Source organism: Sinorhizobium fredii USDA 257 (assembly GCF_000265205.3).
GTDB classification, from domain to species: domain Bacteria; phylum Pseudomonadota; class Alphaproteobacteria; order Rhizobiales; family Rhizobiaceae; genus Sinorhizobium; species Sinorhizobium fredii_B.
Map to the genome: position 1 here is coordinate 476469 of NC_018000.1, position 24567 is coordinate 501035.

Sequence of the window (24567 nt, forward strand, 5' to 3'; positions counted from 1 at the left end):
CCGCGTTGAGATGCTGCTCGAAGTGGTCCGTTCTATGAGCGGCCGGAGGCTCGACGCCCCGACTATTCGCCAGTTGCTTCAGCCGGAGGGGCTTCCGGGTCGCACGAGCACGAGCGATCAGGCCGGGCGTGCGATCACTGCGGCGCGTGAACTCGATCTTATCGAGGATCAGGCCGACGGCATGATCCGCGCCAGCCGCTCGCGTGACCATCGCTCCGCCCGGATGGCCGTGGTCGAGGCGGTGGACGAAAAAGTGCTGAGCGACGACAAGATCGAACCGTGGTTTGGACTATTCTACGCTTTCCTGCTTGGTCGGGACGAGTCGGCGGCTTCCGGGAATGAGGCAGGAAAACATTGGGAAGCGCGCTTTGAGCGCGAACTCTTCGGGGGCGCCAAACAGAACAATCGCTTCAACGACAGTAAATATCGCGGCCTCAGGCGCTGGTTCCGCTATTGCGGGCTCGGGTGGCACGATGGGGATGATCGGTTTCATCCCAACCCGTACCAGCGCTTAACCCGGAAGCTCCCGGCAATTTTCGGCCGGGGACACGATCTTTCTATCGACGCCTTTATGGAGCGGCTCTCCGAGCAGTGCCCCGAACTCGACGGGGGACATCTCTTCCTCAGGGCCAACCCGGGCTGGGACCGGTCCGCCCGCACAATCTCGCTCGGACTGTCGCACGCGCTGGTCGACCTGCATCTCGACGGAGCACTGGTGCTCAACTGCCCGCTCGACAGCGATGGGTGGAGCATCGCTAAGGCAGCACCGCCCCGTGATAAGGACTATCTGAAGTCCGATCTTGCCTCGAGCGTCTGCTATATCCCAGTCAACGGAGCACGCGCCAGTGGCTGAGCCGATCGTCGCGCCGGGGCGCTTGGGACAGCCCTGCTGGACCGACGCCAATCTTGAGGCGACGGTGAGGACCATCGCCGCTATGGGGGATGAAAGTACCTCGCGCTTCCTGGCAACTCATGCGCCAGTGTCGCATGTTCGCGGCGGCGAGCGTACGCTGACTGACGCTGAAGTATTTGAACAAATAGTGCGTCTCAGCGCGCGCGAGAATGTCGTGCTGGTGCATGGAGCGCCAGGCACTGGCAAATCGCACCTCATCAATTGGGTGAAGCTACGCTACGATCATGCGGTAAAGTCCGGTCAGCTCTCTGATGTGCTACCCGTGCTCGTGCGCCGGCGCACCGGCAGTCTCAAGGATGCGCTCGAACAGCTTGTCGAGCAACTGCCGGCCCGCTTCCATAAATATCTTGAACCGGTGCAAGCTGCGATCGATCGCATTTCTGAGAAAGAGGCGCGCAAGAAACTCGCGACCGAGCTCCATCTCGAACTCGGCGTTCGCTGGGAAGAAGCGGGCAAACCGCCATTGCCACGGACCATCCGCTATCTCGCCGAAGCCTTCCATGCCGAGGGCTTCGGTGCCTGGCTCTGCCGTGAGGGCGGGGTGATCGACCGCAATATTCAGCAGCTGATCAGCCCAAGTGAAGTTCGCGACCGCGAGAGCTTTCCGCGATTTACCGCGGACGAATTCCGCATTGAGAATCTGCAGCAGCGCAGCGCGGGCCTCAACACCGCCAATGTCCGCCGGCTGATCGACGAATTTGCCGACGAACCGGAGTCGGCTGAACATGCGGCGCGGCTCTGCAACGAGAGCCTGCGCGCGGCATTGCGTGAGTTGACCGGGCTCGGCAATGCCGCCCTTTCGACGATCCTACGCTCCATCCGTCAGGATCTACGCAAGGAGAATAAGCGGCTGATTCTGCTAATCGAGGATGTCTCGACGCTCTCGGTGCTTGATGATGAGGTCGTCAACGCGGTCGAGCCGCAGGACGATGCCAGCCTCTGTGATCTGACGTCAATCCTCGGCATGACCGAGCAGGCTTACCAGCGCTTGCGCGATAACCAGTATCAGCGCATCGCCGGAAGCGGTCTCATACTCTCCTTTCCCAAAGACGCCACCGCAGCATCCTGGACCGACGATAGCGCGGAAATCGATCGGTTCATCGCGCGCTATCTCAACGCCGTGCGCCTGCCCGAGCCGCAGGTCGATCTGATTGCCAACCATCGCCAGCAGGGCGGAGACGTCAGCATAAGCGCGTGCGACGACTGCCCAGTGCGCGAGGCGTGTCACGCTTCATTCGGCAAAGTCGCTTTTGGGGACACCGCCGTCGGCCTGTTTCCGTTCAGGCCCGGCACCGCGCCCTATCTGCTCAACCAACTTGATGACTTCCAGACCGGCGTGCGTCCGACGCAGCGCGGACTGCTTGATCATGTCACTAAGCCTGTCATGCGCCATGTCGATGCACTCGCTCAGGGCGACCGCCATCCCCTCACAATGCCGATCCGCCGACAGCCTCCGACCGACTGGCAGACTCTCGCCGAGACCTATCTGGGCGGCTGGCCCGCAGCCGATCAGGCGCGCTTGCGCCTCTTGGTGGAAGCCTGGACGCGCAAGGCCAAAGCACCCGAAATCGCCGCCGACCTTAAAGCGCTGCTAAGGCCGTTCAGCCTTCCTGACTTCAGCGCCAAAACCGCCGATGCTGCTCCGGCCGACCAGGTTCGCGATAAGCCGCATTATCCCGACCCACCGCCGGCCCCGCCTTCAGCCCCGGTTGATGCAGCAACGCAGAAACGGCTCGCCGATCTGCTTAACCGGCTCGATCGCTGGTGGTCAGGCGAAAAGCTAGAAACGCCGAGAGATTACCAGGAAATGCTACTCGCGTTTCTGAAGGGCGCGCTTCCGCTTGATGATATCCGGTCGCCAGCAGTACCTGCCCAGCGTCTATTGCGCGAAGCGAGGCGAGATTCCATTCGTATCGAAGACGCCGCCACGCAGACGGCGCTAATGCGGGTTGCCTTTTCCTTCGTGCGCAATCAGGAGAGCTATGACCTTCTGGGCGCCCTGACCCATTTCACCGTCGAAGGCCGCGGGACATGGGACTTCCCGCAAGGCGAGCGGTATAAGCGGATCGTCGCGCGTTGGCTGCGCAAACATCAGGCCGGGATGCTCGCGGCCCTCGATCCGATCGGGCTGTCAACAACGCAGCCGATCAAATATGCAACCAAATTCCTGTGTATGTCGGCTATGATCGAGCGCCGCGCCGAACTGCCGCGCGATACGCCTGCCGCATTGTCGCGGGTAACGTCTTCCGAGGCAATCACGCTGCCGACAGTGCTCACCGAACCGCTGCGCAAACTCTACGACGACCTTCCTGAGCGACGACGAATGCTGCAATCCTTTCTCGTTGAAGAGACTAATCTTCCACAAGGGGCAACCGGCGGCATCGTCGTCATCGATCCCCAGATCATTACCGAAGCGATCACCGACGCGCGCACCGATCCCTCGATTGAGCCGCTCTCGGCCGACTACTTCGCGAATTATTGGAAGTCACGCTATCAGGCGTTCGATGGGCTCAAGGGTTGGGCGGGGCTGGCCGACGCAATCGCGAGCGAGCGCAAGGCAATAGCCGATCTCGTCGGTGATATTGATTATGTGCTCGCCCGGTATGGCTGCGAGACCGGTGGAGACTATGCCGGTTTGGTTGAGTTCATCGCCGACACCGCCCGTTTGATAGATCTGCTCAGATCAGCATTCCGGTGGCCGCCCAGCGAGATCGACTTCTTCAAGCGCGAAAGGATCGTGGATCGTAGCGGCACATTTGCGCAGGTGCTGGCGAATGCCGCCGCGGTCGCGGAAGGGACAAAGGACACCCAGGTGTTGCTCTTCGATGCTGCGGCCTTGCAAGCAGTCGCGGCAATCATCGAGCGCTGTCGACTTGTTGTTGAGGCCGCGAGTGAGCATGCCGAGGCGAAGCTTGCCCATTTGAGCGCGGAGGGCGACCCTGACGTGCTCGAGAGCGAGATCATTGCAGAACTAGCGCGGGTCGGTGGCATTCAGGAGGCATGGGCATGAGCCGGATTTCCGACCTCGTCACGCGCATGGCGGTTATCCCCGACAAGGAGAGACGTGCCATCCAGTTGGGGGAGATGATCGCTGTCCGAGATAAGCTCAGGATCTCGGCGGACCGTGCCGAGGAATTGCGCAGTCTGAGTTCTGCACTCGAACCCGTGGGGGGGACGGATTTCGTCGAAAGGGCCAAACAGGGGCTGGCGCAGGCATCCTCCTCCGCCCTGCGATTGAAGGCGCGCCTCGAAAGCGGATCGGGTTTCGATCGCAAGCGGAGCGATGAGGCGCTAACCGCTATCAACGAGCGCCTTGAAAATGCGACAGCCGCTATCAACAAAGGGTGGCGGACACTGGTCGACGGGCACGGGACACGCTTCAGGCCGCTAGCCGTTGCAGCGGAACGCGCCTCGCTGCCCGGTGCCGATAAGCTCAACGCCGCTATCGTGCGCCTTGAAGAGTGGCGCGACTGCCCGCCGACAACGCCGCAGGAGGCGACCGCCTATGTCGCCAACGCGGCTCGCATTCCTGCCTCGATTGCGGAACTAGGTCTGGAGGGGCGTGCCGGCAAATTCATGGTAGATGCCGCGAACGGTCGCGCGCGAGCTAGGGACCTCCAGGAAGCCGAGGTCATCGCGTTCCTTGATGCCCATCCGGCCGTCTGGTCGCTGTTGAAAGTCGGGTTCTAAATGGCTGCGGCATCGCCTTCGTTCATTTCGGACTTCCTCAATTTTATCGAAGAATGCGAGCAGCGGCTCCAAAACTGGGGCTTCTACGACGTCGCCTTCGACGAAACCGACCTCTCGACTCTCATCGAGTCAGACGCCCCCGATCAGTTGCGCAACGCCTGGGAAGTGCTTGAAGCAGACGGCCTCGAACTCGGCAGCCTGCTAACCCAGATGCGGCGCGTCGATCTCCTCCATCTGATCCCCGATGGCTCGGGCCGCGTCCGCAGCCGTTTCGCCGAAGGGCTTCGACTGCTGGCGCATCTGCGCCAGCGCTTCAGTTATCAGGACTGGGCGAGTGGTCGCCGCCTCGTCGCAGACATGAAGCTCCATCTCGCGCCGCGCCGCTATCCGGCGATCGGTATCGCCGCCGACACCGCATGGGCTGGAATGGCGCCGCATGCGCCACAGCCGGCATTCCAGCGCGCAGTGTTCGAGGCTCTTGCGTCCCGGCCCGATGGCGGCACCTTCACCTTTGCCGGGTTCCAGGTGCGTTCGTTCGAGCGAATCTTCCGATCCTATGGTGCCGAGGAGCAAAGCGGGACCGTGGTCTGCGCGAGCACCGGCGCGGGAAAGACCAAGGCCTTCTACATTCCCGCCTTCACCGCAATCGCCGCCGAACTCGGCAAACCGGCCGATCGCTTCACCAAGGTCATTGCGATCTATCCGCGAAATGTCCTGCTCGCCGATCAGCTCCGCGAAGCGATTGCCGAGGCGGGTAAGCTCAGCCCACTGCTCAACGCCAACGGCAGGCGGCCCATCACGGTCGGCGCATTGCTGGGGGATCTTCCCCCCGCCGACCATTTTAATCTTAGCGATAAGAGCCCGTTCCTCAAACAATGGAAGCGCTTGCACAACCGCGGATGGGTGGTGCCCTTCCTGCGCGCGCCGTTCCATGCTAGCCGCGGCGAACTCGTCTGGCTCGATGCCGACCGCAAGGCAGGACGGACCAGGCTATATCGCGTCGACGCGCTCGACGAGTCGCCGGAGATCCCCGATGCCGTCATCCAGCTGACCCGCGAAGGCCTGCAGGCCAATCCGCCCGATATCCTGTTCCTGTCGCTCGAGATGATGCACCGCGAACTAGGCAATCCGCTCTGGGCCAAAACATTCGGCATTGGGGTCGAAGAGAAGCCGCGGCTGTTCCTGTTCGATGAGGTCCACAATTACAGCGGGCTGAGCGGCGCCCAGGCTCCCTGGATTATCGCACGTTGGCGTCAGGCGGCACGGCTTAAGGGCCTGCATGTCGTTGGTTTGTCGGCGACGCTGCGCGACGCGCCCAAACATCTCGCTACGATCGGCTGCGTCAATCCCGAACGCGTCGTCGAATGCACGCCGACGAATGACGAACTCACGCCGGAGGGCCGCGATTACACCGTTATCGTCAAGAGCGACGCCGCGTCCGGCGCCTCGCTGCTCGCCACATCGATCCAGGCGGCCATGTTGCAATCACGGCTGCTGACGCCCACCCATGTCAGCTATCCGCCGAGGGATAGCCTCGCCGGTCGGTCGCTCTATCTGCGCAAGGTCTTCGGCTTTACCGACCAACTCGACAGCCTGAACCGCTGGCTGCCCGATCTCGATGACGCCGAGTGGAACCGCTTGGCCCAATATCGGCTGCCGCCCGACAAATCTGGACAGACGGTAAGCCAGGCAACCCAACTTGCAATGCTCGTGGACGGCCAGATCTGGTCGCTGCCCGACACGCTCGGCTATGACCTGCGCCAGAGTGCTCGGGTCAGCCGCTGTAGCTCGCAAGACCCAGGCGCCGATACCTCCTCCGATATCATCGTCGCGACCGCGAGTCTCGAGGTCGGCTATGACGACCCCGATGTTGGCGCCGTCATTCACCACAAGGCGCCTCGCAGCATCGCCTCCTTCCTGCAGCGCAAGGGCCGCGCCGGGCGCACGCGCGGTTCGCGACCGACGACGCTCGTCGTGCTATCGGACTGGGGCCGCGACCGCTGGCTGTTTCAGAACAGCGAGCGCCTGTTCAAGCCTGACGTCGAGTCGATTAAGGTGCCATTGCTCAATCCCTATGTGCAGCATGTCCAGGCGACGAGCTTCCTGCTCGATTGGCTGGGCCGGCGGGTAGGCGCCGCGGACCCGGTGCGCTATCTGCGGCGCCCCCGCCAACATGACGCGGCCGCGCGCGGACGCGCGATCGCCTTGCTGCGCCGCCTGCTCGATCTCGGCGACGACTACGCCGCCTTCCACCGCGAGCTCGGCTGGGTGGTGCGCCATACTCAGCGGTTCGGTTCGGCGAGCGACGAGGACATCGACCGGGTCGTTGACAAGATGCTCTGGGAATCGCCGCGGCCGGTGCTGCGTCACGCCGTGCCATCGCTGTTGCGCAAGCTCGAGGCGGAATGGCGGTTCGCCGACCCGAGCCGAGGTAATAAGCTTGAGGACAGTGGCGCGCGCCAGCCGCTCCCCAGCTTCATTCCAGCCGCCTCATTCGCCGATCTGGCTGCATCTGATGTGACCGTCAACTTCCCCGGCACGACCAAAGATGACGAGACCCGCGGGATCGCGCCGCAGCTCATTGAATCCTGTCCGGGGCGCGTCTCCAAGCGTTTTTCGGTACGTCGCCAGGAGCGCGGCTATTGGCTCGCCGGGTCGGAGCTACTTCTCACCGCGCCCAGTCCAGTCATGTTGCCGGCGCGGCAACTCTTCCCTGAAAGTATTGCCACCGGCAACGACCATGCCTCGGCAGCGCTCCAGCCGCTTCGCATGGCGCTGGTCGAGCGGCCGGGCGACGTCAAGGACAGCAGTAACGCCGCCTGGCTTTGGGTGAGCAGCGCCGAGCATGTCGGCGATGGGCGTTCGCTTCCCTTGTTCGGCCGGCAATATTGGCAGGCTATCTTCAAGAACACGCGCGCTTATCTGCACGGCGACCTCAATGCAGTGCTGATTCGCCGCCGCGCCAGCGAAGGCCGCTTCGACATCCTGATGAACGGCGGCGTCGAACGCCGCGGCACCATCCTGCTGGCCTCAACTTCGGAAGATGGCGAGGTCGTGCGCGAGCCCGTCGGCTTCGAGCAGACGGTCGACGCCCTTGTGTTCCAAATTCGCGAAGAGCATCTGCGCGCCCGCCCACCTCTCGATGACGCGACCATGGGCCGGTTGCGCCAGGACTATTTCAAGCATCTGCTTATGGGTTCATCGCTGCTGCGGGAAACGGCGAGCAGCTTCACGCTCGAATGGGTGTGGCAAACCAGTCTGGCGATGCTCACCGCGACCGCGCTCAAGGGCAAGTGCAGCCTCGAAGCGGCGCAAGCGCGGCTCGACGGCAAGCGGGTCGCCGCGATCGGGCGGGTCCTCTCGCGCATGTTCAGCGTCTCCGCGCTCGACGATGACGATGCCGATGATCATCATGCCGGCGGCAAGGCGCGTCAGCGGCTCGAGGCGCTCTGGTCCAATGCTGCCTGCGCGGCGGAGATCGCGCGCGCCGAGACTGCGCTCTGGGCCAATTTTGGCGAGGATTTCGAGGCCTGGCTGCGCCAGCGCCATTTGCGAACGCTCGCCGAGGCCTGCCTCAGCGCCGCCCATGCGATCGCGACTGATGTCGGTGAGAGTGATCTCATCGTCGATGTCCTCGACGATGGCGGGGATCCGCTGATCGTCATTTCAGAAAGCGCGCCGGGCGGCATCGGGCAGATCGAAGCTTTCGTGCAAATGTCGCTTGACGGCGAAGGTACGTTCGAACGGGCCCTGGCGCACGCGCTTGCCTTCTGCACTCGCGCGCATATCAGCGAGAGCCTAATCGCGGTCGTCGCGCACGCCCGCACTTCCGGAGTGCTCGCAGACGCATTCGACGCCGCGCGGCTTGCGCGCGGCTATCAGCAAACTCTGTCCGCACAAGCGAGTCTCACCGCGGCTCTGGAGGAAGCGGGTCTCGGCGCATCGCGCCAGAATATCGTCGCAGTGATCGGCCGTCTGCTCCAGCCGAGCAGCGACCGGACCACCGACGCCTGGTTCGACGGCCTCAACCGGTTGTGGGCGAACAGGGAAGGGCGGCTTGGTGCGCCGATTGATGCACGTGTCTTCGCCTACCTGTTGGTCGACTCCCCTTATCTCCGCCGACGCTTCTCGGCGATGATCGTGCGCATGACCGGGCAGCAACCAACCGAGGCGCAACTTTTCGCGCGGATCCAAGATTTTCTGCTGCCCGGCTGTCACGACAGCTGTCCGCAATGCCTTGCTAACACCAATCGTTTCGCGCGCGACATTCGTCCAACGCGCGAGCTGACAACCCAGTGGCTGCGCGCTTCGCGGCCCGAGACGCCCTCGCTCTCGGTGGCGCCGGGCTGGATTGAGCGGCTCTATGCACTCCTGGCGAGCGAGGATCGAATCGAGATCATCGGCGGCACCGACGACCTTGGGGAAATCGCGCGGGCACTGCAGACCCTCCTCACGGAGCCGTTCGAGCGCGATTATCTGCTTGTCTGGCCGGTATTAAGCGGAGTATCGCGCGATTCCGACAGCTGGCGGGTCGACGTTGAAATCCGCAATATGGGAGTTCGGTGATGCGACCAGTGCTGCAAAGCCGCGACATCTGGACACATGGTGGCGGCTGGCCGCTTCCCGACCTGCTGCGCTCGGCGCTGGCGTCGCTCTTGCTCTTGGGCGAGCATCACCGGCCGGCCTATTTCGCAAGTCCCTGGATCACCGACTTCGATCTGTTCGATAACCGCTTCCGGGATTTTGCTGCGCTGTTTCCGGGTCTCGCCGAGCAGCCATGGATCCGTTTCTCGGACTATCTGAGCGTGCTTTCCACCAAGCTCGATGTCCGCCTGCTTACCACGGATAACGACCGTTCCGGCGCCTTCATGAGCATTCCGGCACTCAAGCATGTGTCGCGCGTGTCGTATCGCCTCGGCGACAGCAAGTTCCACGAAAAGGGTATTCTCGCTCCGACCTTCTACATCGAGGGATCGATGAATATCACCCATCACGGAGTGCGCGTGCGCGGCGAGAAGGTCGTGTATCATAGCGTGGTCGGCAACGGCGTGCCCCCCAAGATCGCGGCGGCCTATCTCGAGTTCGACCGCCATTGGAAGACGCTAGCATGAGCGGCAGCGGTTCAATCATCACGGTGCTCGACATGTTTGGCGCCCGACTTCCCGGGGATTTGGCCTTTTCGCTATCCCAGTGCGGCAGCATTTCCGCCGACCATCCGCTCGCCGGCGAGATAGCCGCCGCGCTCGGCGGAAAGGCCGCTTCCCTACCCTATCCGCGCCGACAGGATTTCATGTGGGTGACCCTCGCGCCGACGGCCGAGCAGCTCCGGTGCGTGATCGAGGACCTGCGGTGCTGGGTTCTCCCGAGCTTTGGCTGGGAATCCTCGCCACCGATCGTCTCGGATGGCGGCCCGGCCGGACGAATGGGGGCGCTTCTACTGGCGCAGTCGCCGCAGGGCTATTTTCGCTGGCACAGTCGTCCCGCCGACACCGATCATGTCATTGCGCGCCTGGCCACAATGCGCGCGGTCATCGCGCAAGCACCTGCCCGCCTGTCGCAGCTGCGCCCGACCCTTGAAATGTTGCGCCGCCAGTTCACGTTGGGGCTCGCGACCGGTGACCGGGACATGGCGCTCCAGGCCATAGACGAGATCGACCAGCGCCAACTTGATACGGCGTCGAATGCGCTCTCGATGAGCATTCGCGTTGCCGCTGCCTTTGGCGACGATCAGGCGATCGTCGATCACCCGCAATTAGACAACCTGCTTTCGATGCGCGTGCCCCAGCGCGTCATCGAAAGCGTGCTCCTCGCCCATCATGCGGTCTTCTTGGCCGATCTCGAGGCCGCCGGTGACATCAAGGCCGCTCTCGCGGCCTATCTTCCCTTACACGACCGGCTTTCCGGGCTTGCCGGTCACCCCGCGGACGATGCCGATACCGGGATTGTGCGCATGGCCGCCTATGACGCGGCGCTCGCGGAAGATGCGCGCCGGCTTCATTTACTGGCAGACCGTTTCGCGGGCGATACGGTTGTTGCCGCGCTCGTCGCCAGCCCGCCGCCGATCGCACCACTGCCGATTTTAGAACCCGCGGGGCAACCCGCTCCAGAGACCGAAGCCCAGTCGGTCGAGCCGGCGTTTGGGGAGCCCCTCCAGCCATCTGTTGCCGAGCTTGAAACGGTTAGAGTCGCGCCGGTCGCCGTCACGGCCGAGCCCGCGCTGCCGCTCGGCTGGTCAGACGTTCCTGCGCTCGTTGCGACCAGCGCACGCGAGCCATTGGCCGCGCTTCTCCAGCACGCCGCGCTGATGCCCGATGCCTGCGATCCGGGTGACGGCGACTTCCTCATCGAGCTCCTCACGGACTCGGAAATTATAGCGGATACGAAAAAGCGCGCCCAAGCCGATCAAGTTCTGACGACCGTCATCGACGCCTATGTCTGCGAAGAGCGGTTTCCGCGCCGAGAACGGCTCGGGCTCTATGAGACGGTGCTCGACATCTGGTCGTCGAGTCGTGCCCTGTCCACCGATCCGATAGACGGGCAGTTGCTGCTCACCATGGCGGACGCGCTGCTACGTCTCAACGGCCACTTAGAAGCGGCTGTCGCAACCATGATCACCCGCTGGTGGGAAGCCCGGCCGGTCCGCTCGCGCCTTGCCTGGCTCGGCGAAGCTCTAGAGCTTCTCACCGAGCAGAGCAGCGCTCAAGACTATCTAGGGCTATGGTATGCAGGCGCCGGGCTCATAAACGTCGATCATGAAGGCTTTTCCGTCGCGGATCGGTATCTCTGGTATCGGCTTGGTCGCCGCCTCGGTCTGGACGGGACTGCGACCGACGAAGCGCTCGGTGTCGATTGGCTGCCCCTCCACTCCGCGGACGACCCGCTGCTTGCGGCGGGGTTCAGGAAGATCGCAATCGTCTCGTTGCATGAACGCGCGGCGCGAGAAGCGGCCGCGCAAATCGAAGATCGCACGCAAGCCCATGTCGTCTTAGTCACCGATCATGCTGCAGGCGAAGGCACCGCGTCAGCAGCAACGGCCGATGTCATCTTGTTCGTGTGGGGCGCGGCCAAACATGCAGTTTATCGTGCGTTCGATAAGGTACGAGATCGCCTCGAATATGTGCAAGGGACAGGTAGCGCTAGTATTGTCCGGGCCCTCGAACGCAGAGTTCGCGCGGCCGGAGGCTGATGTCATTTGGCCTTGGATGCGGGAATTGCAACGGTTTCGGAACGGCAACGAGACGAGCGGCACATCGTTCGGCTAGTCGACAGGCGGCTGCTACGGTTGCGGCTGCATTGATCAGCCACCGTGGAGCCGATTGGTCCGAAAATCTTGCGCGTTACCCAAGCATCGTCGATCAGCAGAGAGGCCCCAGCGGCACAGAATCGGAATGGTTTTGAAGGCACTATCGAGACGATAATGCAGCGCCAAGACGCCGGGTTCGCACAATGCGGATCGCGACCTGACGATCATGCTGGTAACAAACCCAATCGACGATCGCGATCGCGCATCCAATACAGGACCGGAAGCGTGGCAATGACCATGATTGTCTTACCGACCACCTGCCCGGCCAGGAACTCAAGCGAACCGAAGGCGAGCCACAGGAACATAATACTGTCGACAATCAAGCCTGCGATGCTGCTCGCCATGGCAGCCTTCACGAGGCCTTTCTTTTGCAGCGGTGTGAAAACCAGAAGGTCGACGACTTCGGAAGTCAGGAAGGCCGCAGCCGATGCGAGAGCGAGGGCAGGGGGGGTGAAAGTCGTGGACAGGAATGCGCCGATCACGATCGCGCCGATTGCCCATAAGAGCCCAAGTCGGCGCTGAACCAGATCGCGCAGCACCAGCGCAAGCCCAACCAGCAACACACCGCTCGGCGCTGTCAGCCCTGGTCCAACCGGAATAAGGCATGGTCCGTCTGGCACGCAGACGGTTCCAACGTTTCCGATCATGTAGTTTGCGAGGGGGATGCAGGCGGCAAAACCAACCAGGAAGATCCCGCCTTCAATCCACCGCTTGTTTGTTAAGTTCATCACGACCTCCTCTCGCCAATCAAACTTCTTGTGCCAAGAAGCGTTCGTAGCCGCTCGCCCGCAACTCGCAGGCTGGGCATTTCCCGCAGCCGTAGCCCCAATCGTGCAAATCACCGCGCTCGCCAAGATAGCAAGTGTGGCTATCTCTCACGATCACATCGACCAGCTTCGACCCGCCGAGGCGTTTCGCCAATCTCCAGGTTTCGGCCTTATCAATCCTCATCAACGGCGTATCGAGCACAAACCGCCGTTCCATTCCGAGGTTCAGTGCTACCTGGAGAGCCTTGATCGTATCGTCGCGGCAGTCGGGATAACCGGAAAAGTCGGTTTCACACATGCCGCCGACAATGTGCTTCAACCCCCGTCGGTATGCCAATGCAGCCGCGAATGTCAGGAAGATCAGATTGCGTCCCGGAACAAATGTGTTGGGGAGGCCGGTGTCAGCTATCTCAATGGCGATATCGCTGGTAAGGGCCGTGTTGGAAATCTCCCCGAGCGCACCGAGTGAAATCGTGTGGTCATCGCCGAGCCGTTCGGCCCATTTTTTGCCGATGTCTCGAAGCTCGCTGCGCAGCTTAGTTCTGCATTCGAGTTCGATGCGATGCCGCTGTCCATAGTCGAAGCCGACTGTTTCGACGCGGTCATACCGATCGAGTGCCCACGCCAAGCAAGTCGTTGAATCCTGGCCTCCCGAAAACAGAACAAGTGCTGTCGCCGTCATGTCGGTCTCCGATCGCTCTCTAATTACCGTCGTACTCTGCCCAACAGGAGGGCGTCTCGAAGACTCTCACTGAACTCAGTTCACCAAGCAGAGGTTTGACCCTTTCCCATATCCAAGCGGCAATGTTCTCGGCTGTCGGGTTCTCAAGTCCTGCAATGTCATTGAGCGTGTGGTGGTCCAGTTGCCCAAGAAGAGGCCCAAAGACCTTTTCGACGTCGAAGAAATCAATGACGAACCCGGTATCTGGGTTCACCCGACCGTCGAGTTGCAGTTCGACCCGATAGGAGTGCCCGTGCATACGATGGCACTTGTGCGTGGCCGGCACGTGCGGGAGCCGATGAGCGGCCTCGAAAGTGAATGCTTGCGTGATTTTCATGGGATCCCAATCATCTTGTGAGTTTGCAGACTGAGCCGCCACTGCGGGTTCTGGAGGCAAAATTCGGTAACCGCAGCGGTGTTCTCAACCCGACCAGGCCCGTCCATGGGCTGGAGGAAATAATGGTCAAATTGCAGGTCTTTAAGATCGTCAGGAAGGAGGTCCGGCTGGGGGTAAACGAGTTTAAGCTCGCTGCCCGATCGGAGTTTCAGCGGAGCACCCGCCTTGGGACTGACGCAGATCCAATCGATACCTGCCGGCGGCTCAAGGGTGCCGTTCGTCTCTATTGCAATTTCGAAGCCGCTTTGGTGCACCGCATCGATTAGTTCGGCATCAAGTTGCAGCAGTGGCTCTCCGCCCGTGAAGACGACGTACCTGTTGCGGCTACTTTCGCCCCAGGTCGTCGCAATCGACCGCGATAAGCTTTCTGCATCGTGGTACTTACCGCCGCCAACCCCGTCGGTACCGATGAAGTCAGTGTCGCAAAACTTGCAGATCGCCTTTTCTCTGTCCTCTTCTCTCCCGGACCATAAATTGCAGCCGGAAAACCGGCAGAACACGGCGGCTCTGCCAGCTTGAGCGCCTTCCCCCTGCAGCGTTTTGAAGAGTTCCTTGACAGCGTAGCTCATGTCGCGCTCGCGACCTTGGGCGGTTTCGGATCGGCCGACGCGTCGGTTGGAGTGCTGCGACGCCGTTTTACGTCCGCCCTGACGATGCCGATGAGATACTGTGCCAAGGTGACGATGTCCCGGTTGACGTTCTGGATGGATTTCCAGTGGCGTCTATCACTGTCTGCGAAGTTCCATTCGCCCGAAGTCCAGGCGGTGCCGTCGACCAGGCAGGCAAGTCCCCTCGAAAACTCCTGCCAGGTGCGTGCTCCGTCAAGAAGCGCTAGAACCTCCATCACGTAGCCCAGCGCCATGATCCCAGCGCCGTGCACTAGACGCGAGGTTTTCGGTGTGTGCTCTTCCCACTCGCTGCGGAACACGAACTGAACAGCGCGATAAAACTCGCTGATAAGGCGGAAGCTAAGGTCGTTACCGTCCGGTTCGCGGATCATCTCGCGCATTACGCCATCACTCATCGAATTGATGATGACGCGTTGGATGGCAGTGTCGCGGATGATCCCTGTCGGGTTCGTGTGCTGATAAATCTTCCCCTTTAGCGAGGAGCTTTCATCATAGTTCAGGCGCGCGGCGATTTCAGCGGCCACAGATCGATCGCCCAGGCGCCGTGGTAGGCCTGCCACGGTAGGAAGCAGTTCATAAATCAGCGATTTCGGAAGCGGTCTCGTGTTGTTGATCAACACAAACTGTCGACGAAGTTCTTCGTCGTCACGGCAGATGATCGCCGATACGAAAACCTGGAAATCTTTTTCCTCAACCTGTCCCAGAGCTGTCAGGCGTTGTTGACCATCTACGACGAGGCCAGGCGCACCATATGCAGTGTCGATCTCGACAGTGCATCGACCGTCTGGACGTTCGTCCTTGACTTTGACGCTGTTCGTGAACGCGACCACAATAGGATTTGGCAGGATCGCCTCGGGCTTTTCCAGGTAGTCTCGAATTTCTCGTATATGCCCAGCGATCTGCGGACGCTGGAACCCGCTCAGCGCGCCTTCAGCATCTCTCGCCACCCTCTCGATCAGGGCGAATTTTTGTAGTTCAGACGCTAGCGCTGCAAAGGAAAGAACTGTGTGCGTTTCGCTCTGCCTGGCTCGAATCGCTGGAAAATTGAGTGCTGTCATTTCGGTCACTATTCGCTGGAAGTTGATTGACGAGGGCGTTGTACACGCCCAAATTATGAATGCCTCGACGCTTGTTTCGATTGCTGGCTCGGAAAAGAACAACCTCGATTGAGAGGGCTTGGCAGATAGCGCACGAGCACTTGCGCCAAGGCCGATCGCTGAGCGTCCGCCTGTAGCGTTCCCCTAAGTCCTTGACCGCCTTTGCGTCAGGTAGCTCTTCTAACGGAGCCCCCATGACTGCTGGCGCGGCATACGCGAGAACGATGTCAAGCGTCTCGTCTAACTGTGCTTCACCGCGGTCATAGGACCTCAATGCAGCAAGTGCATCTTTCTCCATCGACACGAGTTGCTCCTGCTTGAGCGAACCGCGCTTGGCCAATCGGATCAGCTTCGGGTTCTCGAGTGCCTGGGGCACTCGAATCGCCGTATAGTATTCGAGCTTTCCGCTCGTCGTCGGCAGATAATAATTCGCCTTGGCATCCTTGAAGGCCCGGATCAGCGGTGACGTCGTGTCAAAACTGGTGATCTTGAACGGGCCGAAGGTATCGATCTCGTCGGCTTTCGCGAACCCGAGAATGTGAAGCTGGGTCTTTTCCGGCACGACCGCGCGAATTGCGGCAAGGCAGGCCTTAATCTGTGAGGCTTTGAGCGGAACTGTACCGCCGAGCGCCAGGTAGTCATAACCCATGGAAACGAGCCTGCGTGCACCCTCAGCCATACTGCCCGGCGACCATCCTTGGATCACACCCATAGGCGTAAATCGCCCGGACATATGAGCTGTCGCAGATCTGAAGGCTGATGCATTTTCTAGAGTGATCTCAAAGCGCCGGCGCGCTTCTTCGGTCCCGCCTTCGAAGCCTTTCAAGCTTTCGTCGAAGTCGAAGATAATATGGTCGACCGAACATCCATGAGTGAATTTGGCGTCGTCGTAAAACTCAGCCGTATCCTCGGGCGTATAAGGCGGCTTGTCCTCTTTGTGATAGGTGAAAGCACCGCAATCGCCGAAAATCGGGAGCTCCTTGAATTGCGGTTTGTCGAGACGCAGGAACTCACGGGCTCCAACACGACGGAACCGCATAGCTTGGGCTTCGGTATATTTACCACCGACAGCCGCACCGCCCACGATCCCTCTCGAGACGAGCATGCCTTTGTAGGGCGCGTAGCCCATGATCTCATGCGGATAGGCGTCGTCCCAATACGGTGTCCGACCCTCGGAATACCGATCCCTTAGAAAATCATAGCCTGGATCGACGTGATCGAGGCTGTCTGCAAAAATAAACTTCATCGAGACGCCTTCGATAATTTGCGATCTAGTTGGATGAGGTATTGCGAAAGGCGGTCGATATGCTGTGACGTGCCCTGTACATCATTCCATTTCCAACCCAGTTCGTCCCATTTTCCGTCAGTCCAGCAGCAATAAGGTCGAAGCCTTTCCAGTGAGCGTCTGATATCCTCTTCGGCATCGCTGACGCTTTCCGCCCGCAGCATGATTGGATCCATCAGCGATCCCATCGCCCGGATCCCCGCCATGTGCATCAACCGGCTTTTCTCCGGGCTCTTGCCCCAGGCCTCAGGAAAGGTGTCGCGCACGGCGCTCCAATATTTGACAAGGACATGGAACATCTCGTCCGCGTCGGACGTGCCGTCCGGGCCCGTGTATTGGCTAAGCGCGCTCGTTGGCGCTTTCAGATTTGCCTTGATCGCGGCAATCAATGCAGAATCGCTTACAACTGCAGACGAGGCCTTTTGATCAGATCGCCGTTTAATCAATTGAAAGAACGGCGAGTCCTTATGGGTATTTAGAAGGTTGCAGAGTTCGCTCGGAAGCTTGTTGGCCGCAAGATCCCTCGGCAACAGCGTGCTGACTTCCGGAAGCAATTCGTTGATCAATCTCGTGTCGAGCGCTTTGACCTTGTTGACCAGGATAAACTGCTGTCGCTGGACCTCTATGTTCTGAGACACGAATGCGATGATTGGAACCGGAATATCCTTGTTCTTAGCGCGAGACAGCGCGAGCGATCGCTGCTGGCCGTCGACAATCCAAGCAACCTTCTTGCCTTCTGAGCGTACCGGGATCCGTAGCGTCCCAGATGTCACAATCTCCACGGCTTCTGATGGCTTGGATCCTCTAGCCGCTGTAAAAGCAACCTCATCTGACAAGGCCAATATGATTGCATTCGGGAACAAGACGGGGCCACTGTCCAGGAATTCAACGATCGAGTTGACGTGGCTTCGAATTTCCTGACGCTGGAAACCCTGGAGTTCGGCCTCATCCCGTTTGATCCGGCTGATTTCCGCGATCTTCATCACGTCCGATCCGGGAAGGAAGAATGCGTAAACGTCGGTTCCATAGCCTTGCTGTGTCTTAACAGCCCGGACCGCAATGTGCTGCGAGTCGCTCATTGCGGCGTCTTTTCTCCACGTACAACTGCGACCAATCGGGAAAATCGGCGCTGCTCGCACGCCACACCGAGCTCACCTCGGAAGAATGAAAGACTTGCTGGTCGGCCGCCAACCCAGTGCTGCCTTATAAGCCGTATGACTTCCTCGTCACTGACCGGAGCTCCGGATGTTCGATGCGGTCTCCGCCAGTAGCGCTGCTCGGCCTGGACAAGACCAGCATGTTCGGACGCGCTGCCATTCGGTGCTGCGGGGAGAACGGTGGCCGAGAAATGTCGAAGTGCTCGCTGAGCAAAATCGCCGAGCGTACCTGCGATCGGGCTATCCGGACCGTCAAGCCTTCGATCATATGGCATGCGAAACGGCTTGAGAGCCGCGTCGATGTCGATCTTCTCCGAGCCGGTGAAAAGGCGTAGTCGGCCATCTCTCGTAACTGAAAGTGACAAGATGAGCGGCGTGAGCATCCTCAAGTAGGCAGCCGGGAGCGATACCAGCAAAAGCGATTGCGCTTTCTGCTGCAAGTTTTGCACCAATCTAAGCACCTGGTCCTTGTTGGAAATTTCTTCCCACCATTCGCGTTCGCTCGTGCCGGGCGGCAGTTTCGTTAGTATCGAATCTGCGGAGGTGCCGGATACCGTGATGTTATAGCTGGGGATCAACTCGTCAGCCCGGAGAAGCCCGAGGCCGGCTGAAGCGATCATCAGTTGAGCCTTTACAGTCGTCGCAGCTATACGGGCTTCCGCGATGCTGCGCCCGGAGTAAACGTCAATCGCCGGTGCCTGCGGCTGTGAGCGTCCCAATCTCTCTCGCCATTCGGCCCCGACAGACTGCAAAGGTCCAGGTTTCAGGCTTTTGGCCTGCAAACAAGGAACTGGGGAAAACCTCTTGCGCATAGTGCACGCTGTAAGAATAACCGTCATGCTATGACCCTGCGCATAAAACTGCATGTCGACTTGCGCGGAATAATTTAATTGTAGGCGTCATCGATTTCAACAGGAAACTACACGCACTTGGGTGTCATCCACCGAAACTGCGCTAGTCATCCGAAATGCATCAAAACTGAGATCAGGCTCGCCTCGGTCAATTCTTCAGTCGCTATCACGACCCCGGAATGACAGTGAAACAAATTCCGCGATGGGCCACAGATGCGTTATGACCATGGACGACGCGATGATCGCAAAGGCGGACTCACCATTTACGGATCACTTAGTAGGCCTTGGTCAAAGAGCGAGAGTGAAACGCTTTGGCAGCTTCCAACTCCTGTCTGCGGGGATCGTGCCCACTGGAGTGGTGTAACTGACGGCTTTGGTCGCCGTGCTCTCCGGCGTAGGCCGGACTGATCAGCGTGCCACTGCCGGCAGGCTGATGAGCGGATCATCACTCATCTGGCTAATAGTTTCCAGTGTCATGTAGCGAGCCCGCTGCACGGCCCACTCGTCATTTTGTTCAAGCAGCAATGCGCCGACGAGGCGGACGATGGCATCGTCGTTGGGAAAGATGCCAACGACCTCGGTGCGCCGCTTGATCTCGCCATTGAGTCGCTCGATCGGATTGATCGAGTGTAGCTTGACGCGGTGCTCCTTGGGGAAGCTCATGTAGGCGAGGACGTCGTGCTCGGCCTCGTCCATGATGGCGGCGAGCTTCGGCACTTTCGGGCGGATCTGGTCGGCGACGGCGCGCCATTGCAGGCTTGCCGCCTCTGCCGTCTCCTGGGCGAAGGCGGTGGCAATGAAGGCCGACACGACACGACGGCCACTCTTTCCGGCATGCGCCAGCACGTTGCGAGCGAAATGAACCCTGGGGCTGTTGAAGAACCAATCGTCGGCGGAGCTATGCGGAAGCCACCGACAAGCCAATTCCAAAAACTTTCCTTTGCCTGAAGGGATGTCGGGCTGAACTGGTAGCTTCTTGGCTGTACACGAACAGCAAAATTGACAGAAAAGCACTCGCCAGTCGTTTCAAGTTGACTGCCGCAGCCGTCAGATAGGCTTGGATTTTCATATTTATGAGGCCGCGCCGGATCGCTCTCGATAGCCCGTGCCAAGTCTTCGCTTCGCCGTGATATCCCTCTGAGCGCCAGCGGTGACGCTGGTACAAAGCTCGGTCCTCGTCCGACCATCGTTCTCTTCGGCGACGAGCTCGCAGGAGTGCCGGATAGTCATCGCCGAGCACTACCGCCTTGTTCACACGGCCATTGGAAAGGCAAAGTCGCGCCAGATCGCAGTGCCGACAGTCGGCCGCGCGAGATGTAAAGAAGCGCCCATGTTTAACGGCACGGCCCGCCTTCAGCATCTTGCCACGCGGACATTTAAGGGTGTCGTGCTTGGCGTCATAACGAAAGCGGCGCATAGGCACAGGGCTACGGATTGGCTCTGCCTTTGCCGGAATAACCGCTTCGATCGCGCGTTGCTCCATTCCTGCGAACACCTTAGCATACGCATAGCCGGCGTCGGCCGTTGCCGTTTTGATTATCGTGCCGGTCATCGCGGCGACCGCGTCGAGACGACTGAGTATGACTTGCCCCTCATTAATCTCGCCTGTGGTGACCTCCACATCTAAAATTACGCCGCAAGCATCATCCACCACGGCATGTTGCTTGTAGGCCGGCTCCAGTCTCCGATTACGCCCGTTGGTCGCCATGGACGCGTCAGGGTCGGTGACGCAGACTTTCTTGTATTTGCCTGTTTTGCGGCTTTTTCGTTCGCTCTCAGCGGCTTCGTTGGCGTCGGTGACCGCATCTATATGGCGGACCGCAAGACTTTCCCAACTGACGTCGGCCCGAATGAGTGAGGCGTCGACATGAACGACCTCACCCTTGGCGACTTTGGCCGCTACGCAGACCTTTACCGTCCGCTCAAAGATAGTTCGGAAACGTTCTGCACCCCAGCGCTGACGGATACGGGTCAACGACGAATGGTCCGGGAGAGCTTCGTGCAGACCGAAGCCGATAAACCAGCGAATAGCGATGTTTACCTGAGCCTCGCGCATCAGCCGACGGTCATGGACAATTCCGAGAAGAAAGCCTGCAAGCATCAGCCGGACTGCTACTTCCGGGTCGATGCCGGGTCGGCCGAAGCCCGCCGCATAAAGCTCAGCCACCTCCTCGTGTAGCCAGGAGAGGTCGAGAACTCGATCGACCTTTACCAATACGTGATCGTCAGGGACCAGATCCCGAAGCGAGCCGCACATGTACAGTTCAAGCTGATCGCGTTCCTTACGGCCGAGCATCGTGGAGGCTCCAGAGAATCAACGACTGCTCAATTGAATCAGATACATAGCACTTCTTCAACAGCCCCACCCTGCAGCGCTGCCAGGTGGCGCACAGAACTTTGGAAACCGCCGCCTTGATGCCTTCGTGGGCATCGGAAACGACGAGCCTGACGCCGCGCAGGCCACGCCGAGTTAGCTTGCGCAGGAACTCTGTCCAGATCGGCTCGGCTTCCGATGTGCCGACCTCCATGCCCAGCACCTCGCGCCGGCCGTCCGTGTTGACGCCGACGGCGATGATCACAGCGACGGAGACGATGCGGCCGCCGCGGCGCACCTTCAGGTAGGTGGCATCGACCCACAGATATGGCCAGTCGCCCTCGATCGGCCGGTCGAGAAAGGCCTTCACCTTGCCGTCGATCTCCTCGCAGAGCCGGCTGACCTGGCTCTTGGAGACGCCGCTCATGCCCATGGCCTTGACCAGGTCGTCGACCGAGCGGGTCGAGATGCCCTGAATGTAAGCCTCCTGGATCACCGCCGTCAGCGCCTTCTCAGCCATGCGCCGCGGCTCCAGGAACGAAGGGAAGTAGGTGCCTTTCCTGAGCTTGGGATGCGCAGCTCGACGGTGCCGGCTCGCGTCTCCCAGTCCCGGTCGCGATATCCGTTGCGCTGGGCCGTGCGCAACGGGTTCTTCTCGCCATAGCCGGCGCCGGTGGAGGCACCCACCTCCATCTCCATCAGCCGTTCAGCGGCAAAGCCGATCATCTCGCGCAGAATATCGGCGTCGGGGGTCTTCTCCACGAGCATGCGCAGGTTCATCATGGCATCGGTCATCGGTGCTTCCTTCGAATCAGGTTGGTGTGAGCAACCCGACCCTACCGGGGAACATCGATGACCGCTGCTAGCCGCTCGCTCGCTACAGCGCTGTTGAGGGCGCGCTCCCGAGCGGCTTCGCTACCGCCGAGTTACACCACTCGACGGGACACAACCCCTGCGGGTGATGGAGTCACCCGAATATTTCACAAATCGCCGGTGTCCAGCCCAAAGGGCCGAGCGCGAACAGTTTCCGGTCGACCTCCGCTTGGCCAATGTCTGCAGAGGGGCCGATTCCAGCTGATCGGAAACTGTCGTGCGACTGCTGTTGGCGCAAAATCGGACTCCGGAGAGGCACATCGGGAACGGAGGGGTGGTGCCCTGTGCCGGGCATGTCCACGGAACCGGGGCACCGCGAAGCTCGGAATAAAATGGTTGTGGAGGACCGACCCCATGCGATCCCCCCAATTCATCTTCGGGCGTTTTGCTTGATGAGGCGGCCCCCGAAGCCGCCGATCGGCCGACCACTTGAGAGGTACGCATCAAGATCCGCAGAGGCGTGGTGGGGAGAAATCGACCATAATTAGACAGCGATATTGCAATGCCCGTACACAATCTTCCGCACCTTCTGCGATAACTCTTCAAGAGTTGCCATGACGCGGTTCACCTGTGACAGCCTAGCGGTCATTTCAGGGTCGTATTTGTGACGAGGTATTCTCTCTTAGAGGTCAGTGTTGCTAAGTGCTCGGCCGTACGCTTTCTCAAGATCAAACCAGCATCAATCGCCATTCGTGATCGCTCGCCAATGTCGTGCTGAAGGCCGCGTATGGCCTTAGGGTCGTGCCCTTTTAGCGAGCAGAAACCCGTTTAGGTAGAGCTCAATTGAATGCAGCGCCAAAAATCGGCGGGGTGTGTGAGATAGCGGTTTGCTCCGAGGAGAGCGTTCTCCAAGCAAGATAGCGGCCGATCTGTAATGCCATGCCAACTCGAGAATATCATGAAGGCTTGCCGATTCCCCCGGATACAGTGCATCCACGAAAGCGTCCCCCATTAGCCTGCGGTTTGGTCGCCGTTCTCCGGCATCGTTCAGATGATACCGAAGGACTACTCGTCGAGGCGCTGCGAGCTCGAAATTTCAAAAACTTCGCGCTCTGCTCCGCAGTGTAACGATCCACGACTTTGCTCCCCACGAAGTACAACCAAGCGCTTGAAGCGTCGCACAGGGCACGTTGCTGTCAAGGATTAGGGCGCCGCCCAAACGGGGTAATTTAATTTCGTCGCGCGCTAGGTCATGCTGAGAACAAACCAAGGAGGGGCAGATGTCGAAATACGAGGGGCTGACGCAGCGGCTTGCCAAGGAAACGCTCTCTGAAATCATCCTGACCTTCGCCGAGATCGAAACGGCCGCAGGTGTAAATTTACCTAAGAGCGCAAGGCTTCCGCAGTACTGAGAGAATCCCACGAACCCTAGGCACATCCAAGGCGCCAAGAAGGCAGTAAGGGAAGCTGGTTTCAAGAGCTTCCTACTGGCACGACAGGAGAAGGTGCGCTTTGTTCGCCATTGAGGTAGTCCATGGCCGTTCTGAGTGATTTCCTCGACCAGGAACGGTTCTTGGCCTGTTGGCTGGCATCACCGTTGGATTGCTGGCGTACTTTGCGGTGTCAAAATGAATCACGAGCTTTCCAACCAACTCTCCGGAGGGACTTCGGAATTGCCGGAGAACTCGGGAAGTATTGTCCGACATTCTGCGGTGGACCGGGCGGACCGGGCTGGGGTTGTTGCCCAGGCTGCATTTTGAGATGGGTGATGTGACCGACTATGATTGCATCGCGGTCAAGCTACTCGGATACTCGGCGGGAACAAAGACACAGCGAGCTGGCTGCGCCCGGAAGGAGCGACCACGGCTGAGGTGACGGTTATCAATGGAGGTCCGTACCTCAATTGCCTGAAGGAGGTCGAAGCCAAAGGCGACACAAATGAAGATCGCGAAGGTAATGGGCTTCATGCCCGGCCCCTACCAAAGAAGGCACGTCTGGGTGAAAGGTAGTAGGATCTCCTGTTTTGCTTCTGTTGTAATCGTGACGGCTATAATTTCGTTTCCCGCTGGTGCGCAAAACATCGGCGAGAGCGCCGAGCAGATTCGCTCGAAATGGGAGAGCGCACACAACAGCGAGAATGCAAAGGAGGTGGCCGCACTCTACTCAGAAGACGCTGTTCTCTTGATCCCGAATGAGGAGCACGTAAAAGGTCGGGCCGCCATCGAGAACCTCATCAACTCTCAGATTCAAGAGTTTGGTCTGTCGGATCTTCAAATTACGACCGACGAAACGCAAGAAGTGGGAGATGCACTCTTACAGTCCGGCACCTATACCATGAAAGCTAAGGGCCCGAAGGGGACAGTGCCAGTTTCAGGTGATTGGGTGACTCTGTTGAAAAAGGACGCGGACGGAAACTGGCGCATCAGCAGGCACATCTGGAACGAGGATGCGCCAGAAGCCGGTCCACAATAGCGTCAGGAATGGTGATCAAATATACGGGTGCTATCGAGGCATTGCCGAAGGGGCGACGCATGCGGATCCGCGTCGAACGAGCGAGCTGAAGGCGAGCGGATGCGATGAACGGCGCAGATCCGCATGCGTCGCCAACAACGGGCCTGCCTTCATCCGGC

General features: G+C 60.0%; 17 protein-coding genes and 2 pseudogenes. 8 read left to right on the forward strand and 11 right to left on the reverse strand.

Annotated elements, in window-relative coordinates:
* Nucleotides 1–10 precede the first annotated feature (10 nt).
* From USDA257_RS02145 to USDA257_RS02170, 6 genes are read left to right on the forward strand one after another with little or no spacing between them, the layout of a single operon-like run.
* Nucleotides 11–853 carry a hypothetical protein gene (locus tag USDA257_RS02145; protein WP_144051887.1) on the forward strand — a complete coding sequence of 281 codons (843 nt, stop codon included), beginning with the start codon at nt 11–13 and terminating at the stop codon, nt 851–853.
* The gene (locus tag USDA257_RS02150) at nt 846–3923 is read left to right on the forward strand and encodes a hypothetical protein (RefSeq protein ID WP_041413840.1); all 3078 of its coding nucleotides are present in this window, start codon (nt 846–848) and stop codon (nt 3921–3923) included. The genes USDA257_RS02145 and USDA257_RS02150 overlap by 8 nt, the downstream gene beginning before the upstream one ends.
* Entirely contained in the window at nt 3920–4603 is a 684-nt protein-coding gene (locus USDA257_RS02155; protein WP_014761228.1) for a hypothetical protein, read from the forward strand. Before USDA257_RS02150 ends, USDA257_RS02155 begins: the two co-directional genes overlap by 4 nt.
* Nucleotides 4604–9169 (forward strand): protein DpdJ, encoded by a 4566-nt coding sequence (gene dpdJ, locus USDA257_RS02160; RefSeq protein ID WP_014761229.1) that lies wholly within the window; start codon nt 4604–4606, stop codon nt 9167–9169.
* On the forward strand, nt 9169–9714 hold the full coding sequence (locus USDA257_RS02165) for a hypothetical protein (protein ID WP_014761230.1): 546 nt from the start codon (nt 9169–9171) through the stop codon (nt 9712–9714). Before dpdJ ends, USDA257_RS02165 begins: the two co-directional genes overlap by 1 nt.
* The gene (locus USDA257_RS02170) at nt 9711–11789 is read left to right on the forward strand and encodes a hypothetical protein (protein WP_014761231.1); all 2079 of its coding nucleotides are present in this window, start codon (nt 9711–9713) and stop codon (nt 11787–11789) included. Before USDA257_RS02165 ends, USDA257_RS02170 begins: the two co-directional genes overlap by 4 nt.
* A 281-nt stretch (nt 11790–12070) precedes the next feature.
* Here the strand turns inward: USDA257_RS02170 and USDA257_RS02175 are convergent, their stop codons facing one another.
* From USDA257_RS02175 to USDA257_RS02220, 11 genes and pseudogenes are all read right to left on the reverse strand, one after another.
* Nucleotides 12071–12634: a VUT family protein gene (locus tag USDA257_RS02175; protein WP_014761232.1), complete on the reverse strand. Its 564-nt coding sequence runs from the start codon at nt 12632–12634 to the stop codon at nt 12071–12073.
* Nucleotides 12635–12653: 19 nt separating this feature from the next.
* The gene (gene queC / locus USDA257_RS02180) at nt 12654–13355 is read right to left on the reverse strand and encodes a 7-cyano-7-deazaguanine synthase QueC (protein ID WP_014761233.1); all 702 of its coding nucleotides are present in this window, start codon (nt 13353–13355) and stop codon (nt 12654–12656) included.
* A gap of 19 nt (nt 13356–13374) precedes the next feature.
* The gene (gene queD / locus USDA257_RS02185; RefSeq protein WP_014761234.1) at nt 13375–13731 is read right to left on the reverse strand and encodes a 6-carboxytetrahydropterin synthase QueD; all 357 of its coding nucleotides are present in this window, start codon (nt 13729–13731) and stop codon (nt 13375–13377) included.
* Nucleotides 13728–14360, reverse strand: coding sequence for a 7-carboxy-7-deazaguanine synthase (gene queE, locus USDA257_RS02190; protein ID WP_014761235.1), 633 nt, complete (start codon nt 14358–14360; stop codon nt 13728–13730). Before queE ends, queD begins: the two co-directional genes overlap by 4 nt.
* On the reverse strand, nt 14357–15478 hold the full coding sequence (dbpB, locus tag USDA257_RS02195; RefSeq protein ID WP_014761236.1) for a DGQHR domain-containing protein DpdB: 1122 nt from the start codon (nt 15476–15478) through the stop codon (nt 14357–14359). Before dbpB (USDA257_RS02195) ends, queE begins: the two co-directional genes overlap by 4 nt.
* Complete coding sequence (gene dpdA / locus USDA257_RS02200; RefSeq protein WP_014761237.1) at nt 15396–16763, reverse strand: tRNA-guanine transglycosylase DpdA; 1368 nt, start codon at nt 16761–16763, stop codon at nt 15396–15398. The genes dbpB (USDA257_RS02195) and dpdA overlap by 83 nt, the downstream gene beginning before the upstream one ends.
* Nucleotides 16760–17881, reverse strand: coding sequence for a DGQHR domain-containing protein DpdB (gene dbpB / locus USDA257_RS02205; protein WP_041413843.1), 1122 nt, complete (start codon nt 17879–17881; stop codon nt 16760–16762). The genes dpdA and dbpB (USDA257_RS02205) overlap by 4 nt, the downstream gene beginning before the upstream one ends.
* Nucleotides 17878–18798: a hypothetical protein gene (locus USDA257_RS35810; protein ID WP_144051888.1), complete on the reverse strand. Its 921-nt coding sequence runs from the start codon at nt 18796–18798 to the stop codon at nt 17878–17880. Before USDA257_RS35810 ends, dbpB (USDA257_RS02205) begins: the two co-directional genes overlap by 4 nt.
* Before the next feature lie 420 nt (nt 18799–19218).
* Nucleotides 19219–19677, reverse strand: a pseudogene (locus USDA257_RS02210) (IS256 family transposase); the annotation flags it as partial.
* 31 nt (nt 19678–19708) lie between these two features.
* Nucleotides 19709–21106, reverse strand: a complete 1398-nt coding sequence (locus USDA257_RS02215; protein ID WP_014328799.1) for an IS1182 family transposase — start codon at nt 21104–21106, stop codon at nt 19709–19711.
* A gap of 55 nt (nt 21107–21161) precedes the next feature.
* Nucleotides 21162–21919, reverse strand: a pseudogene (locus tag USDA257_RS02220) (IS256 family transposase); the annotation flags it as partial.
* Nucleotides 21920–23217: 1298 nt separating this feature from the next.
* On the opposite strand from USDA257_RS02220, the gene USDA257_RS38360 reads away from it, so the two are divergent.
* Both USDA257_RS38360 and USDA257_RS02230 read left to right on the forward strand, forming a co-directional pair.
* Nucleotides 23218–23349, forward strand: a complete 132-nt coding sequence (locus tag USDA257_RS38360; RefSeq protein WP_014761242.1) for a hypothetical protein — start codon at nt 23218–23220, stop codon at nt 23347–23349.
* A 526-nt stretch (nt 23350–23875) separates the two neighbouring features.
* A complete protein-coding gene (locus USDA257_RS02230; RefSeq protein WP_041413845.1) occupies nt 23876–24409 on the forward strand; it encodes a YybH family protein in 534 nt (177 codons plus the stop codon).
* Nucleotides 24410–24567 lie beyond the last annotated feature (158 nt).